Here is a 15,185-nt window from a genome sequence, read left to right on the forward strand (position 1 = left end):
CCCTAGCGCACCCGCATGCCGCCCTTCCACATCGCGGTCGCGCGGCCCTGGACGGGCATGCCGTCGAACGGGGTGTTGCCCGCATAGGCCGCCATTTTCTTGGCATCGACCTGCCACGGGGTGCCGTCGTCGATCAGGATGAGGTCGGCGTCCTTGCCGACCGCAAGGCGCCCGGCGTCGAGGCCGAGCAGGCAGGCAGGGGTGGCGGCGAGCATGTCGAACAGGCGGCCCGGCGACACATGGCCGTCGCGCACGAGGTTCAGGCCCAGCGCGAGCAAGGTTTCGGCGCCCGCCATGCCGGGGAGCGCCTCGGCAAAGGGCAGGCGCTTGTCTTCGGGACCGCGCGGGTCGTGGCCCGACGACAGGACGTCGATCGTGCCGTCGGCCACCGCGGCGAGGCACGCTTGACGGTCGTCCTCGCTGCGCAGCGGCGGCGACAGGCGCGCAAAGGTTCGGAAATCGCCGATCGCGGTGTCTGACAGGAACAGGTGCGCGGGGGTGATGCCGCAGAGGACGGGCAGTCCCTTGGCCTTGGCGGCGCGGATCAGGTCGAGCCCGCGCGCGGTCGTGACCTGGCGGAAATGGACGGGGGCGCCGGTTTCCTCGACGAGCGCAAGATCGCGGGCGATCGCCATCGCCTCGGCGATCGCGGGCGCAGAGGCGAGGCCGAGCCGCGTCGCCATTTCGCCGTCGGTGGCGACCGCGCCTGCGGTCAGGCCTTCATCCTCGGCATGGATGATCGTGACGAGGCCGAGCGAGGCGGCATAGGCGAGGACGCGGCGCATCACGCCGCTGTCGGCGATGCGGGTGCGGCCGGTGGCGATGGCGCGGGCGCCGGCGCTTTTCATCAGGCCGATTTCGGCGAGCTCGCGGCCTGCGAGGCCTTTGGTGGCGGCGGCTAGCGGGTGGACCCACAGGTCGGGCTTGCCGCCCTTGGCAGCGCGCTCGACGAGTCCGGGGTCGTCGAGCGGCCCGGCGTCTGGCATCAGCGCGGCGCGGGTGATGCCGCCGAAGTGAAACGCGGGCTTGTCGGTCGCAAAGACGCCGAGGTCGATGATTCCGGGGGCGAGCCATTGGCCTTTGGCATCGACAATTTCGCTGCCTTCGGGCGTTTCCGTCGGGTCGAGCGCGGCGATCCGTCCGTCGATGACGAGCAGGCTGCCCGCGCGCGGCGTTTCGGCGTCGACCAGCTGCGCGTTGACGATGTGGAGCGGTTTCAGTTCCATCCCGGCACTCCCCGTTTGCGGCGCGTCAGGATGTCGAGGCACGCCATGCGCACGGCGACCCCCATTTCGACCTGTTCGGTGATCGTCGAGCGGGTGGGGTGGTCGGCGACATTGCTGTCGATCTCGACCCCGCGGTTCATCGGGCCGGGGTGCATTACGATTGCGTCGGGTTTGGCCTTTTCGAGCCGCTTCGGCGTCAAGCCATAGAACGCGTGATATTCGCGCGCGCTGGGCAGGTAGGCGCCGTCCATGCGCTCGTTCTGGAGGCGGAGCATCATCACGACGTCGGCGTCTTTCAATCCTTCGTCCATGTCGGTGAAGGTGGTGACGTGCATCCGGTCGACCGCAGGCGGGGTGAGCGTCGGCGGCGCGACGATCCGCACTTCGTTGCCGAGGAGGGTGAGCGCGAGGATGTTCGAGCGCGCGACGCGGCTGTGGAGGACGTCGCCGCAGATCGCGATGGTGAGGCCTTCGACCCGGCCCAGGCGGCGGCGGATGGTGAGCGCATCGAGCAGCGCCTGCGTCGGATGCTCGTGGCGGCCGTCGCCGGCGTTGAGGACCGGGCAGTCGACCTTGTCGGCGATAAGCTGCACCGCGCCCGACGACGCATGGCGAATGACCATCGCGTCGGCGCGCATCGCGTTCAGCGTCATCGCGGTGTCGATCAGCGTCTCGCCCTTTTTCACGCTCGACTGTGCCGCGTGCATGTTGACGACGTCGGCGCCGAGGCGCTTGCCCGCGATTTCGAACGACAAAAGCGTGCGCGTGGAGTTCTCGAAAAAGGCGTTGATGATGGTGAGGCCCGCGAGCCGGTCGTCATGCTTCGCCGCGCCGCTGCGGTTGAGTTCGACCCATTGTTCGGCGGCGTCGAGGACGTAGCTGATCTCCCACGGAGTCAGCTGGGCGATGCCGATCAGGTGGCGATGGCGAAAGGCATCGCCGCCGGGCGGATAGTCGCTGGCGGGTCGGGTGGTGGCGCTTGTCATTAAAGGGGAGCATCTATGACCATTTTGCTGTGAGAGCAAGTTTCAGTGCATGTTGTGATTTTGCCATTGCTTCACTAGCAATGTTCGATGACGAGATCGCAGGCGGAGGCATCGTAATGGAACCAATAATAGGGGATATTGATGTTAGGATGGCTCGCCTAAAGGCGAATCATAATCGTTTAGAGACCGTGCTAAAATCACTAAATGAGCCGGAAGTTTCTGATAAAATTGAAATAGTTCTTGGTGTTCTTTTCAGATTTATCGAGCGCCATGAAAAAATAGATATTCATGAAATTTGGCAAGATGCCCTCAATGTTCATTCATTGGTGAGCATGGATCAGATAGATTCTGATCTGATCGACAAGCCAGCAGATCATCCGACTGTAATTGCCCAAGATAGAATCATCAGCATATCAAATGAGTGCTTAGCGATCGCGAACACCGCGAAGGGCATAATTGAAAGCAATACTGAAGAAAAAATTGAAGTATCTTCTAGTGAACTTATAGAAAAGAAGAAATTTTCTGAAGATATTGATCGAATATCAGGAAGAATAAATGATCTAGAAAAAGTTCTTCAGAAAGCAGTTGAAAACGAAAAATCTATGAAATCGGGGGATAGGCATCTAACCAATCTAGCCGATAAATTAAGCATAAATATTAATACTATTAAAATATCAATAGATGTTGGAGAAATAATAGATTTGGCTGTTGTAGAGAGATCTGTAAAATCTATTTATAGCGCAATACAGGATGCAGGCATTTCTATAGCAAAGTACATCAGATCGGTTCCGCATAGCGTTTTGGATTTACTATCAAAAATTCGAGCAACTGGGAATAAGCTTGTTGAGTCAACTCATGAGTTATTGGTATCGGTTAGGGAGGAGATGCAACGGAAGCGATCTGTTTCCGACGCAAGGCCACCAGAAATGCCGCAATATAACAAGGAATGGATAGACAATCAGTTTAAAGTTATCGGGAAAATGATACACGAAGAAAGAAGGAAATTAAAGATAGAAATTTCGGCATTTTCTTCCAATACTAGAATAAAAATTGAATATCTCAGAATGATAGAGAATGGTGAGCTGCACAGCACTCACTTAAAACCTGTGTATGTTCTAGGGTTTACGAGAACATATTTGCGATATCTTTCCATGGATGAGCACAATCTTATGAAGGGTATCAAGAACTATAAATATTACTATCAGTCCGATTCTTGACTTCCTAGCGCGTCATCGCGTCGATCGCGCCTTGCAAAATGAAAGCCGCTGCGGCGCTGTCGACGCGTTCGGCGCGTTTGGCGCGGCTGACGTCGGCGGCGATCATCGCGCGCTCGACCGCGGCGGTCGACCAGCGTTCGTCCCAGAGCAGGATGGGCAGGCCGAGGGGCAAAAGGTTGCGGGCGAAGGCGCGGGTGCTCTGGGTGCGCGGGCTGTCGCTGCCGTCCATGTTGAGCGGCAGGCCGACGACAAGGCCGACGATATGGTGCTGCGCGAGGACGGCCTTCAGCGTTTCGAGATCGGCGGAGAATTTCTTGCGAATGATCGTCTTATCGGGGGTCGCGAAGCTCCAGTTCACATCGCAGGTCGCGACGCCGATCGTCTTGGTGCCGACATCGAGGCCCGCGAGGCGGCCGCCGCTGGGGAAGTTGGCGGCGAAGTCGGCGGCGGCGGTGATCATCGCTCCCCCTCTACCCGTTCGTGTCGAGCGAAGTCGAGACACGTCGAAGGGTTGTGCGTGCCAAACATGTCTCGACTTCGCTCGACACGAACGGATTTAGGTTTTCGGCGTTGCTGCTGCGGGCGCTGCTACAAGCGGCGCCGCCGCGGGCGGCACCGGCGACGGCTTGCCTTCATACACCGCCAGCCGCCGCAGCGCATCGGCGCGGACATTCGCCCAGAAGAGGGTGATGTCGTACACATGGTAATTATTCCCCGGCAGCACATAGCCCGCGACGACGTAGTTTTTAGCGATTTCGGCATCGCCGATCATCAGCAGGCCGCGCGTGTCGTCGCATGTCGCGCCGATCTTGCCCGCGATCAGCGCGCCGCTCTTGAACCCCTCGGTGGGTTTGAGGGTGCCGAGATTGGCATCGGGTGCCGCCGCTGCATCGGGGGTGCCGGTCAGCGGATTGGTGCACAGCATCCGCGTCCCCGCGCGCGGACGGCCGTCGAAACCGATCGTGCCGTCATAGGCGCTGGTCACCATTTCGGGGTCGGCGGGGTCGGCAAAGGTCGCCCAGCTGAGGATGCAGCCCTTTTGTTCGGGGGTCTGGCACGCGGGCAGGCCGAGCGCGGCCATGTCGGTGTCGAGGCTGATCGGCCAGCCGACGACATAGGCGGCAACGATGCGTTTCGCGAGCGGTGTCCCTGCGACCTTGTTCTTGAGCAGGGTGGTGAGGTGGAGCGCGCCCTGGCTGTGACCCGCGAGGATGATCGGCTTGCCCGCGGGCTGCGCGGCGATGAAGGCGTCGAAGGCCTTTTCGACGTCGCGATAGGCGGCATCGATCGCCTTGCCCGCAGTGACGCGATCTTCGGCGAGGAACGCACCGAGCGTCGCCTGGCGGTACCGCGGCGCCCAGATTTCGCCCGCATCGGCAAAGGCGCTCGCCATGCCCTGGACGAAAAGGTTGGCGCGGTGGTCCGAATCGCGATCCTCGAGCGGGGCGTTCCAGCTCGAGCGGCTGTAATAGCTGGTCGGGTGGACGAAAAAGACCGCGGCATTGCCCTTTTCGATCGGCGGCACGGCGGGTTCGGCAGCGCCTGCGGACGGGATCAGCTGGTCGCGCGACTGTGCGGCGGCGCTGTCGGGCGATGCTGCGCCCGCTCCTGCGGCGGCGGGGCGCCACGCGGACGGGTCGTTCGCCATGCCGGGACGCGCAAACCACATTTTGGCATCGTCATAGGCATTGGGTTCGACCGCCGCCTGTTGCTGAAATTCGGCGCTCGGCACGAAGGCGGTCCGCGCGACCCAGCCCGGAAACAGCTGGTACACGATGCCGGCAGCGAGGATCAGCAGGATGATCGCAGCGATGAAATAAAGAAATTTGCGGGCCAATGCGGGCTCCATGGGGGAGAAGGTGGGGGAGGACTGGTGCGCTGTTTGGCTTGCGCTTGGCAACGAAACAAGCCCAGATGTGGGGAATGACCGACGCGCCTGCAACCACGGCTCTCGCCGATTCGACCCGAGTCTCCGCCCGGTTGGACGACAATGACCCGCCCTGGCCGCTGCGCCCGTGGATCATGGCCGCGATCTGCGCGGCGGCGGGGCTCGCCTTCCACGCGCTGGTTGATCACAATTATGAGGACGGGCTGGCGCAATGGCGCAGCGCGCTGGCGACCGCGGTCGCGGTGGCCGCGGTGGTGTTCGTGCTGGGGGTCGAGCTGCGCCGCTGGAGCTGGGCGCTGGGGTTTGCGTTGCTGTGGGGCGTCGTGCTCGGGCTGATCGCGTGGCAGACGGCGGCGTATAATCTGCAGGGCAGTCCGATCGAATGGCCGTTCTGGTCGGGAATGCTCGCGGTGTTGGTCGCGACGCCGTTGTTCCAGACACGGCGCGATGTCGCACCCGACTGGCGGTTCTGGAAACTATGGCAAATGCCCTACGAACGGCTGCACAGCCATGCGTGGACCGACGCAGTCATCGGCGCGGCGAGCCTGGCGTTCGTCGGCATCGCATTCCTGCTGACCTTCCTGATATCCGAGATGTTCCACCTGATCGGGATCGACCTGATCCGCGACCTGCTCAACGACGAATGGTTCGGCTGGATGCTCGCGGGGGCGGCGTTTGGCGGCGCCGTCGGGCTGCTGCGCGAACGCGACAAGCTGGTCGCGACGCTGCAACGGCTGGTGATGATCGTACTGGCGGTGCTGGCGCCGGTACTGGCTGCGGCACTCATCATCTTCCTGCTGTCGCTGGCGGGGACGGGGCTCGCAAAGCTGTGGGCGTCGGGCTTTTCAACCGCCGCCCTGATGCTCGCGGCGGCGGCGTTCGCGGTGCTGCTCGCCAATGCCGTGATCGGAAACGGGACTGACGACCGCGCGACCAACCCCTTGCTCCGCTGGGCGGCGCCGGTGCTGGCGGTGGCGGTGCTACCGCTGGCGGGGATCGCCTATTTCTCGATGCAGCTCAGGATCGGGCAATATGGCTGGACGCCCGAGCGCATTTGGGGGCTGATCGCGACGCTGATCGCGCTGGCTTATGGCATCATCGGCCTGTGGGCGGTCGTGAAGGGGCGGCGCGATTTCGACGATGTGCTGCGCCCGTTGCAGCAAAAGCTGGCGATCGGGGTCGCGTTGCTTGCCCTCTTTCTCGCGTTGCCGGTACTCGATTTCGGGGCGATTTCGACGCGCGATCAGATGGCGCGGTTGAATTCGGGGGCGGTGAAGATCGAGAAATTTGATTGGGCCGCGCTTGCCTTTGATTTTGGTCCACGCGGGCGCGCGGCGCTGAATGATCTGGCCCGATCGCCGTACAAGGACCGCGCCGATGCAGCCAAGGCGGCGCTGGCGGCGGCGAATCGCTGGGATTTGACCGGACCCAAGGGGCCGGTACTGCTCAAGCCAATCGCCGAGCGCCTACGCATCATCCCCGCCGACCGCGCCCTGCCTGCCGAAGCGATCGAGCGCATCGCGGGAACCTATATGTGCAGCCGGGCAAGGGCATGCGTCGCGCTGTGGCTGGCCGATGACCGGATCGGAGTGCTGGGGCAGAATGAACCGGGCGAGGCGACGCAGTTCGATTTCGTGTCGCGTAATGCCGAAGGCCGCTGGGTGCAGGGCGATCTGCGCCGCAATACGCCGCAGCCGCAGATGATCGACGATCTGTCGAAGGCGACGATCACGGTCGAAACGGTTCCGCAGCGCCGGATCCAGATCGACGGCGTACCGCAGACGGCAACCTTTGACTGACCGGATCCTCGCGGCGACGAAGCCATGGGGAGGATCATAGTTGAAGCGATCGGGTGAGAATGCTAGCGGCGCTGCTTCTCCCGATAAGGCGAAATACATGGCAATCGATCAGGCAACGGTCAGGAAAATAGCGTCGCTGGCGCGCATCGCGATCAGCGATGCCGACGCCGCCGCGATGGAAGGTGAACTCAACGGCATTTTGGGCTGGGTCGAGCAACTCGGCGAGGTCGATGTGACCGGGGTCGAACCGATGACCGCGGTGATCCCGAACAAATTGCGGCTGCGCGACGATGTGATCGACGCCGACCCGCTGACCGGCGGCAACCGCCGCGATGATATTTTGGCCAATGCGCCTGCCGCGCAGCATGGCTTCTTTGGCGTGCCCAAGGTGATCGAATAATGACCGAGCTGACCAACCTGACCGTCGCGCAGATTCGCGATGGCCACCGCGCGGGCGACTTCAGTGCCGTCGAGGTCGCCGAGGCGTTCAACGCCAATGTCGCGGGCGCGAAGGCGCTGAACGCGTTTATCGTCGAGACGCCCGAGCATGCGATCGCCGCGGCGAAGCAAGCCGACGCCGACCGCGCGGCGGGGACGCTGAAGCCGCTGTCGGGCGTGCCGATCGGGATGAAGGATCTGTTCGCGACCAACGGGGTGCAGACGACCGCCGCGAGCCATATGCTCGAAGGCTTCGTGCCGCGCTATGAATCGACCGTTTCGCAGAAATTGTGGGACGCGGGTTGCGGGATGCTCGGCAAGCTCAACCTCGACCAGTTTGCGATGGGGTCGTCGAACGAGACCAGCTATTTCGGCAACGTCATCAGTCCGTGGAAGCGCAAGGACGGCGGCAATGCCGCGCTGGCGCCAGGCGGCTCGTCGGGTGGGTCGTCGTCGGCGATCGCGGCGCGGCTCTGCCCCGCGGCGACGGGAACCGACACCGGCGGTTCGATCCGCCAGCCCGCGGCCTTCACGGGCATTTCGGGGATCAAGCCGACCTATGGCCGCTGCTCGCGCTGGGGCATTGTCGCGTTCGCGAGCTCGCTCGACCAGGCGGGCCCTATGGCGCGCGACGTCCGCGACTGCGCGATTATGCTCGAAAATATGGCGGGCTTCGATCCAAAGGACGCGACGAGCCTCGATATGGCGGTGCCGAATTGGGAAGCGGCTTTGTCGAGTGATTTGAAGGGCAAGACGGTCGGGATTCCGAAGGAATATCGTCTCGAGGGCATCGATCCCGAGATCGATGCGATGTGGGATGCCGGCATCGCGATGCTGAAGGATGCTGGCGCCGCGGTCGTCGAGATCAGCCTGCCGCACACCAAATATGCGCTGCCGACTTACTATATCATCGCGCCCGCCGAAGCGTCGTCGAACCTCGCGCGCTACGACGGCGTGCGTTACGGGCTGCGCGACCTGCCGGAGGGGGCGGGGTTGCAGGACATGTACGCCGCGACGCGTGCCGACGGCTTCGGGCCCGAGGTCAAGCGCCGCATCATGATCGGTACCTATGTGCTGTCGGCGGGCTTCTACGACGCCTATTACACGCAGGCGCAGAAGGTGCGGACGCTGATCGCGCGCGATTTCGAGGCGGCTTTTGGCTCTTGCGACGTGATCCTCGCGCCGACCGCGCCGTCGGCGGCGTTCGGGCTGGGCGAAAAGATGGCCGACCCGCTGGCGATGTACCTCAACGACGTGTTCGCGGTCCCTGCGAGCCTCGCGGGGCTGCCCGCGATGTCGGTCCCCGCGGCGCTGAACCGCGAAGGGCTGCCGCTGGGCTTGCAGATCATCGGCAAGGCGTTCGACGAGCAGGGCGTGCTGAACGCGGGGCTGGCAATTGAAGAGCGGGCGGGCTTTACCGCGCGCGCCGAGAAGTGGTGGTAAGATGAGCGACTATCGCATCAAGGGCGAAACCGGCGAGTGGGAGGTCGTGATCGGCCTTGAGGTCCATGCGCAGGTCACCTCCAACGCCAAGCTGTTCTCGGGCGCCGCGACGGCGTTCGGGGCCGAGCCGAACACGCAGGTGTCGCTGGTTGACGCCGCGATGCCGGGCATGCTGCCGGTGCCGAACCGCGAGTGCATCCGCCAGGCGGTGCGCACGGGCATGGCGATCGAGGCGCAGATCAACAAATGGTCGCGCTTCGACCGCAAGAATTATTTCTACGCCGACCTGCCGCAGGGTTACCAGATTTCGCAGCTTTATCATCCGCTTGTCGGCGAAGGTTCGCTGACGATCGCGGCCGATGAGAAGGCGGGAATCCCAAGCGACAAGGTGATCGGGATCGAGCGCATCCATGTCGAGCAGGACGCCGGCAAGCTGATGCACGACCAGCATCCGACGATGTCCTACGTCGACCTCAACAGGTCGGGCGTCGCGCTGATGGAGATCGTCTCGCGCCCCGACATGCGCTCGCCCGCCGAAGCCGGCGCCTATGTGCGCAAGCTGCGCTCGATCCTGCGCTATGTCGGGTCGTGCGACGGCAATATGGAAGAGGGCTCGATGCGCGCCGACGTCAACGTGTCGGTCCGCAAGCCCGGCGACGAATTCGGCACGCGGACCGAGACGAAGAATGTCAATTCGGTGCGCTTCGTGATGGCGGTGATCGAGGGCGAGGCGAAGCGCCAGGTCGAGCTGATCGAAAGCGGCGGCACGGTGGTGCAGGAAACGCGGCTTTACGATCCCGACCGCAACGAGACGCGCTCGATGCGGTCGAAGGAAGATGCGCATGATTATCGCTACTTCCCCGATCCCGACCTGTTGCCGCTCGAACTCGAGGATGCGTTTCTCGACGAATGCCGCGCGAGCCTCCCCGAGCTGCCCGACGCCAAGCGCGCGCGCTACCTCAGCGAAGGCATTTCGGCGTATAACGCCGACGTGCTGACCGCCGAGGTCGAGGCGGCGCGCTGGTTCGACGCGCTGCTCGAAGCGGGCGCGAAGCCGGTCGCGGCAGCGAACTGGGTGACGAGCGAGCTGTTCGGCGCGCTCAACCGCATGGGCCGCGACATTTCGGATTCGCCGGTATCGCCCGCGCAGGCGGCCGAACTGCTCGGGCTTGTCGCCGATGGCACGATTTCGGGGACCATCGCCAAGCAGGTGTTCGAAAAGATGCTCGAAACCGGCGACGGCGCCGCGGCGATCGTCGATCGCGAAGGGCTGAAGCAGACGAGCGACACCGGCGCGATCGAAGCTGAGATCGCCAAGGTGCTCGCCGCGAACGCCGACAAGGTCGAGCAATATAAGGGCGGCAAGGAAGCGCTGTTCGGCTTCTTTGTCGGCCAGACGATGAAGGCAATGCAGGGCAAGGCGAACCCGCAGGTGGTCAACGAGCTGCTCAAAAAGGCGCTCGGCTGATCCGTCCTTGTGATCGACTTCACAGCAAATTCAGCGACTTCTGCCGCATATAGGCGCAACTGCGACGCTGATATGCGAATGAAGGAGCGATGATGAGGCGAACGATGATTACAGTGGGCGGCGCAATGATGCTGGTGCTCGGCGGCACCGCAAGCGCGGCGCCCGCGGTGAACGAGGGTTACGACTGGACGATGCGGGTCAACGAGGACCGGATTTCCGACGCGATCCTGGCCTATGAAGTCGATGGCACCGACGACCAGCCGCTGAATTTCACCTGCGAGCAGGGCGGCAATCGTATCTTTGCCGGGATTTCGGGCGGGTCGCCCGATCTGACCGCGATCGAGCTGGTGTCGGGCAGCGCCAAACTACGCGTCACCGGCACCACCGAAGTCGACGAAATGCCCTTCTTTCGGTCGCAGGAAATTGCCGGCGGGTCGCCGCTGATCCGCGCCTTTGCCGCGAATGGCTGGTTGCGCATGACCGCCAAAGGCCGCGCAGTCGACATGGCGGCGACGGCGACCGGCAGACAGGCGATCGCGCGCTTCGTGGCCTTTTGTACCAGGTGAATCGGGGTTAGTCGGCGGCTTTCCAGACGCTGCGGCCCTCCTTGGTGGTTTCCAGAACCTTGATGGCTTTGATGGCGTCAACCGGCGTCGTCAGCGGGTTTTTGTCGAGGATGACGAAATCGGCGAGCAGTCCCACCTTGATGCGGCCCTTGCGCTCTTCCTCGAAGATTTGCCATGCTGGGCCGGTGGTGAGCGCCTGTAACGCGGCATAGGCGTCGATGCGTTCGTCCGGTCCGCTGACCACGCCGGTGGGCGAGACGCGCGCCATCGACGTCCACAGCATGAAGCGGGTATCGAGCGGGGTGACGCTATAGTCGCTGTGGTTCGACGGGATGAGCCCCGCGGCGCGCGCCGAGCGGAGCGGGCTGATGAAGTCGACGACTTCGGCGGGAAAATTGGTGCGGTGGACGTCGCCCCAGTACCAGGCATGGTTCGAGAAATAGGCGGGGCCGACGCCGATGCGTTTATAGTCGGCGAGCTGGTCGCGGCGCTGGAACTGCGAATGGATCACGATGGGGCGGCGATTGTCGGCGGCCTTGATGCCGAGCGCGTCGAAGCCGCGGACCGCCATGTCGATCGCGGCATCGCCATTGGCGTGGACGAACAGCTGCCAGCCGCGGTCGTGAACCTTTTTGGCCTGCGCGATGAAGTCGCCTTCGGACAGGATCGGTTCGCCGTGCCAGGGGTGATGCCCCTCGGGGCTGCCGCGCCGGTAATCGCGGGTGAAATAGCCGGTGCGCGCCTGCACCGATCCGTCGAGGACGAACTTGATCCCCTGCAGCTTCACATGGCCCTGATAGACGCCGAATTTGAGGTCGGGATTGGCAAGCAGGCCGTCGAGGCCGGTCGAAAAGGGGAGCAGCGCGAGATCGATCCTGAGACGCTCGCGCGCCGCCGCGCTGGTGAGGAAGGCGATATCGGGCGGCTGCGTCGCGCCGTCCTGCGCATGGGTATAGCCTTCGGCGAAATAGGCATTTTGCGCGGCGTCGAGCGCGGCGAGCTTTTGCTCGGGCGTCGGCTGCGGCATTCTCGCGAGCAGTAGGAACATCGCCCTTTCCAGCAGCACGCCGTTAAGCTTGCCCGCATCGTCGCGCAGCATCATGCCGCCGGGCGGCACGGGGGTCGTCTCGTCGATCCCGGCGGCTTTCAGCGCGGCGCTGTTCGCGACCGCGCCGTGAAGCGAGACATGGAGTACGACGACCGGATGGTCGGGGGCGATTTCGTCGAGTTCGGCGCGCGTGATGTAGCGCTTTTCAGCGAGATTTTCCTGATCGAATTGCCAGACCGTCGTCCAGTCGCCGGGCGTCGGCCCCCGTCGCTGCATATAGTCGCGGATCTCGCGCTGGACGTCGTTGATGTCGGTGACAGGCTGGCGGGCGCCTGTGCGCAGGTCGAAACCGCCCGCGCTCATCGTCGCGACGGTGAAGTGCGAATGGGCGTCGATGAAGCCGGGGAGCAGGGTTGCGCCCTTCAGGTCGCGAATGACGGCATCATCGCCAGCGGCCTCGCGCGCCGCTTTTTCCGGACCGGCAAAGATGATGCGGCCATCGCGTGCCACGACCGCCTCGACGGTCTGCGGTGTGTCGCCGTCCATCGTGATGATCGGCCCGCCGTGGTAGAGCGTCGCGCCGTCCTGCGCGCTGGCTGGCGCGGCAACCGTCAAGAGCGACGCGGCGATGGCGGCAATAATCGCTTTCATACAACTCTCCCCACCGCGCACCGTGCGGAGCGAGTGGGGAGAGGTCAAGTCTCTCTATGCAAGTTATCGGGCGCTTGGCTGGTAAACGCGACCGTTCAGACCTGCTGCGGCGGGACTTCGTCGGGGCCGCGGCCCGGTTCGTCGATGTCGCCGCCGCCGGGTCCGCCGGGGATTTCCTGCGGCTGGCCCGCCGGGTCTTCCTGCGGGGTCGGTTGCACCGGATGCTCGGGCGGCGCCATCGGCTCGATGGTGTCGGGCTTGGGTTTGGGAAAGGGGTCGGTGGCGCGGACGTGCAGGCTGGATGCAAAGGTCATTGGGGCTCTCCTTGTCCCCAACAACGAACGGGCGTGACGCGCGTTCCCGCCGCCGAATTGTCGGGCTTTCGGCGCTTGCCCTCGGCGCCGCGTCTGCTATAGCCCCGCGCGGCCCGCACGGGCGTGCGCGGCACAGCGCGCGGCTTTGTGCACCCGGCCGACAGCCTCTGCGGGCGTGGCGGAATTGGTAGACGCGCTGGTTTTAGGTACCAGTATCGCAAGATGTGGGGGTTCGAGTCCCTTCGCCCGCACCAGTTCCGACGATCTGACGGGGATGGAGCCGGGATAGGGGAACCCCGCCATATGGCCGGGGTTCATCGATACGAGATTTTGAGCAAGGATAAGACCAAGGCAATGAAGACCGTCGAAACGCTGAACGAAGGCCTGAAGCGCGAATTTCGCGTGACCATCACCGCCAAGGATATCGACGCGCGCGTCGACGACGAGGTGAAGAACATCGCCCCGACCGTCCGCATGCCCGGCTTCCGCCCCGGCAAGGTTCCGCCGAACCTGATCCGCAAGATGCACGGCGCCGCGCTGTCGGCCGACGCGCTGAACAAGGCGATCGATCAGAGCGTCCGCGACCTGATGGCCAAGGAAAAGCTTCGCCCGGCGCTGCAGCCGGCGGTGACGCTGGCCGACGGTTATGAAACGGGCAAGGATGCTGAACTGACCGTGGCGCTGGAAGTGCTGCCCGACATCGAAACCCCGTCGATCGACGGCCTGAAGCTCGAGCGGCTGACGGTCCCCGCCGACGACAAGGCGGTGATGGCCAAGATCGAAGAATTCGCGGCGCAGATGAAGCGCTTTGAAGAAGCGCCCAAGACCAAGAAGGCCGCCACCGGCGATCAGGTCATCATCGACTTCGCCGGCAGCGTCGACGGCGTCGCTTTCGACGGCGGCACCGGCGAAGACATGGCGGTCGAAATCGGTTCGGGTCAGTTGATCCCGGGCTTCGAAGACCAGCTGATCGGCGCCAAGGTCGGTGACGAAAAGACCGTCAAGGTGACCTTCCCCGACGAATATCCGGTCGAGAATCTGAAAGGCGCCAAGGCCGAATTCGCCGTGACGGTGAAGGAAGTGAAGGTTCCGGCGGCGTCGAAGATCGACGACGAGTTTGCGAAATCGCTGGGCCTCGAAAGCCTCGACAAGCTGAAAGAGCTGATGAAGGATCAGGTCGAGCAGGAACTGAACGGCCTGACGCGCACCTATATGAAGCGCAAGCTGCTCGACCAGCTCGCCGCTGCCCACGACTTCGACGTGCCGCCGACGATGGTCGAGGCCGAATTCGGTCAGATCTGGCAGCAGCTGGAACAGGAAGTCGAGCGCGAGGATGATCCCGCTGCGGCAAAGGCCGAGCTCGAATCCGACCGCGACGATTATCACGCGATCGCGGTCCGCCGCGTGCGTCTGGGCCTGCTCCTGTCGGAAATCGGCCAGGCGCATGGTGTGCAGGTCAGCCAACAGGAAATGCAGCGGCTGATCATGCAGGCGGCGCAGCAGTATCGCCCCGAAGATCGCGGCCGCTTCATGGAATATGTGCAGCAGGACGCGCTCGCCGCGGCCCAGCTCCGCGCCCCGCTCTATGAGGACAAGGTCGTCGACTTCCTGTTCGAAAAGGCCGAGATCAGCGACCGCGAAGTGACGCGCGAAGAGCTGGAAGCAGCGATCGAAGCCGACGACGACAGCGGCCATGTCCACGGCCCGGGCTGCGGCCACGACCACGACCACAAGCCGGCTAAGAAGGCGGCAGCGAAAAAGCCCGCGGCGAAGAAGGCAGAGGTGAAGGAAGAAGCCAAGGCCGAGGAAGCTCCCGCCAAGAAGGCTCCGGCGAAGAAGGCCGCCGCCAAGGCTGAAGCCGAAGAGAAGCCCGCTGCGGCGAAAAAGGCTGCTCCGGCGAAGGCCGCAGCAGAAAAGCCCGCCGCCAAGGCTCCGGCGAAAAAGGCCGCGGCGAAGAAATAAGCTTCGGCTGACGGATCACCGAAAAGGCTGGGTGGAGGATGCTCCACCCGGCCTTTTTTTGGGATTTCGTGTAACCCTCCCCCTTGATGGGGGAGGCAGCGAGACTTGCCAGCTCGCTGGCTTAGTCGCAGCGGTGGGGGTGCGCTGTCGGCCTGAAGCGACGGGCGATGACGGGCCCT

General features: G+C 63.7%; 13 protein-coding genes and 1 tRNA gene. 8 read left to right on the forward strand and 6 right to left on the reverse strand.

Annotated features, from left to right (window positions below):
- Window positions 1-2: 2 nt before the first annotated feature.
- Complete coding sequence (locus tag FFS18_RS12050) at window positions 3-1,226, reverse strand: dihydroorotase (protein ID WP_137871026.1); 1,224 nt, start codon at window positions 1,224-1,226, stop codon at window positions 3-5.
- Window positions 1,217-2,212, reverse strand: coding sequence for an aspartate carbamoyltransferase catalytic subunit (locus tag FFS18_RS12055; protein ID WP_120215867.1), 996 nt, complete (start codon window positions 2,210-2,212; stop codon window positions 1,217-1,219). The genes FFS18_RS12050 and FFS18_RS12055 overlap by 10 nt, the downstream gene beginning before the upstream one ends.
- 29 nt (window positions 2,213-2,241) lie before the next feature.
- On the opposite strand from FFS18_RS12055, the gene FFS18_RS12060 reads away from it, so the two are divergent.
- Window positions 2,242-3,429, forward strand: coding sequence for a helix-turn-helix domain-containing protein (locus FFS18_RS12060; protein ID WP_137871027.1), 1,188 nt, complete (start codon window positions 2,242-2,244; stop codon window positions 3,427-3,429).
- Window positions 3,430-3,433: 4 nt separating this feature from the next.
- Here FFS18_RS12060 and ruvX read toward each other — a convergent pair whose 3' ends face one another.
- Together ruvX and FFS18_RS12070 are read right to left on the reverse strand one after the other, a co-directional pair.
- The gene (gene ruvX, locus FFS18_RS12065; protein ID WP_137871028.1) at window positions 3,434-3,889 is read right to left on the reverse strand and encodes a Holliday junction resolvase RuvX; all 456 of its coding nucleotides are present in this window, start codon (window positions 3,887-3,889) and stop codon (window positions 3,434-3,436) included.
- 96 nt (window positions 3,890-3,985) lie between these two features.
- A complete protein-coding gene (locus FFS18_RS12070) occupies window positions 3,986-5,266 on the reverse strand; it encodes a DUF3089 domain-containing protein (protein ID WP_137871029.1) in 1,281 nt (426 codons plus the stop codon).
- A gap of 86 nt (window positions 5,267-5,352) precedes the next feature.
- On the opposite strand from FFS18_RS12070, the gene FFS18_RS12075 reads away from it, so the two are divergent.
- The 5 genes from FFS18_RS12075 to FFS18_RS12095 all read left to right on the forward strand — a co-directional run bounded on the left by FFS18_RS12075 (window position 5,353) and on the right by FFS18_RS12095 (window position 11,031).
- Window positions 5,353-7,116 carry a DUF4153 domain-containing protein gene (locus FFS18_RS12075; protein WP_249340388.1) on the forward strand — a complete coding sequence of 588 codons (1,764 nt, stop codon included), beginning with the start codon at window positions 5,353-5,355 and terminating at the stop codon, window positions 7,114-7,116.
- A gap of 97 nt (window positions 7,117-7,213) precedes the next feature.
- A complete protein-coding gene (gene gatC, locus FFS18_RS12080) occupies window positions 7,214-7,516 on the forward strand; it encodes an Asp-tRNA(Asn)/Glu-tRNA(Gln) amidotransferase subunit GatC (protein ID WP_137871030.1) in 303 nt (100 codons plus the stop codon).
- On the forward strand, window positions 7,516-8,997 hold the full coding sequence (gene gatA, locus FFS18_RS12085) for an Asp-tRNA(Asn)/Glu-tRNA(Gln) amidotransferase subunit GatA (protein WP_120215871.1): 1,482 nt from the start codon (window positions 7,516-7,518) through the stop codon (window positions 8,995-8,997). The genes gatC and gatA overlap by 1 nt, the downstream gene beginning before the upstream one ends.
- Before the next feature lies 1 nt (window position 8,998).
- Window positions 8,999-10,465, forward strand: a complete 1,467-nt coding sequence (gatB, locus tag FFS18_RS12090; RefSeq protein ID WP_137871031.1) for an Asp-tRNA(Asn)/Glu-tRNA(Gln) amidotransferase subunit GatB — start codon at window positions 8,999-9,001, stop codon at window positions 10,463-10,465.
- Between the two features lie 92 nt (window positions 10,466-10,557).
- Window positions 10,558-11,031, forward strand: a complete 474-nt coding sequence (locus FFS18_RS12095; RefSeq protein WP_137871032.1) for a hypothetical protein — start codon at window positions 10,558-10,560, stop codon at window positions 11,029-11,031.
- Window positions 11,032-11,038: 7 nt separating this feature from the next.
- Here FFS18_RS12095 and FFS18_RS12100 read toward each other — a convergent pair whose 3' ends face one another.
- Both FFS18_RS12100 and FFS18_RS12105 read right to left on the reverse strand, forming a co-directional pair.
- Window positions 11,039-12,730 (reverse strand): amidohydrolase, encoded by a 1,692-nt coding sequence (locus tag FFS18_RS12100; protein ID WP_137871033.1) that lies wholly within the window; start codon window positions 12,728-12,730, stop codon window positions 11,039-11,041.
- 95 nt (window positions 12,731-12,825) lie between these two features.
- The gene (locus FFS18_RS12105) at window positions 12,826-13,044 is read right to left on the reverse strand and encodes a hypothetical protein (protein WP_120215875.1); all 219 of its coding nucleotides are present in this window, start codon (window positions 13,042-13,044) and stop codon (window positions 12,826-12,828) included.
- A 169-nt stretch (window positions 13,045-13,213) separates the two neighbouring features.
- Here FFS18_RS12105 and FFS18_RS12110 point away from each other — a divergent pair.
- A tRNA-Leu gene (locus FFS18_RS12110) sits at window positions 13,214-13,298 on the forward strand.
- 100 nt (window positions 13,299-13,398) lie between these two features.
- On the forward strand, window positions 13,399-15,006 hold the full coding sequence (gene tig / locus FFS18_RS12115) for a trigger factor (protein ID WP_137871034.1): 1,608 nt from the start codon (window positions 13,399-13,401) through the stop codon (window positions 15,004-15,006).
- Window positions 15,007-15,185: the final 179 nt, after the last annotated feature.

Source organism: Sphingopyxis sp. 2PD, assembly GCF_005503695.1.
Taxonomy (GTDB): Bacteria; Pseudomonadota; Alphaproteobacteria; order Sphingomonadales; family Sphingomonadaceae; genus Sphingopyxis.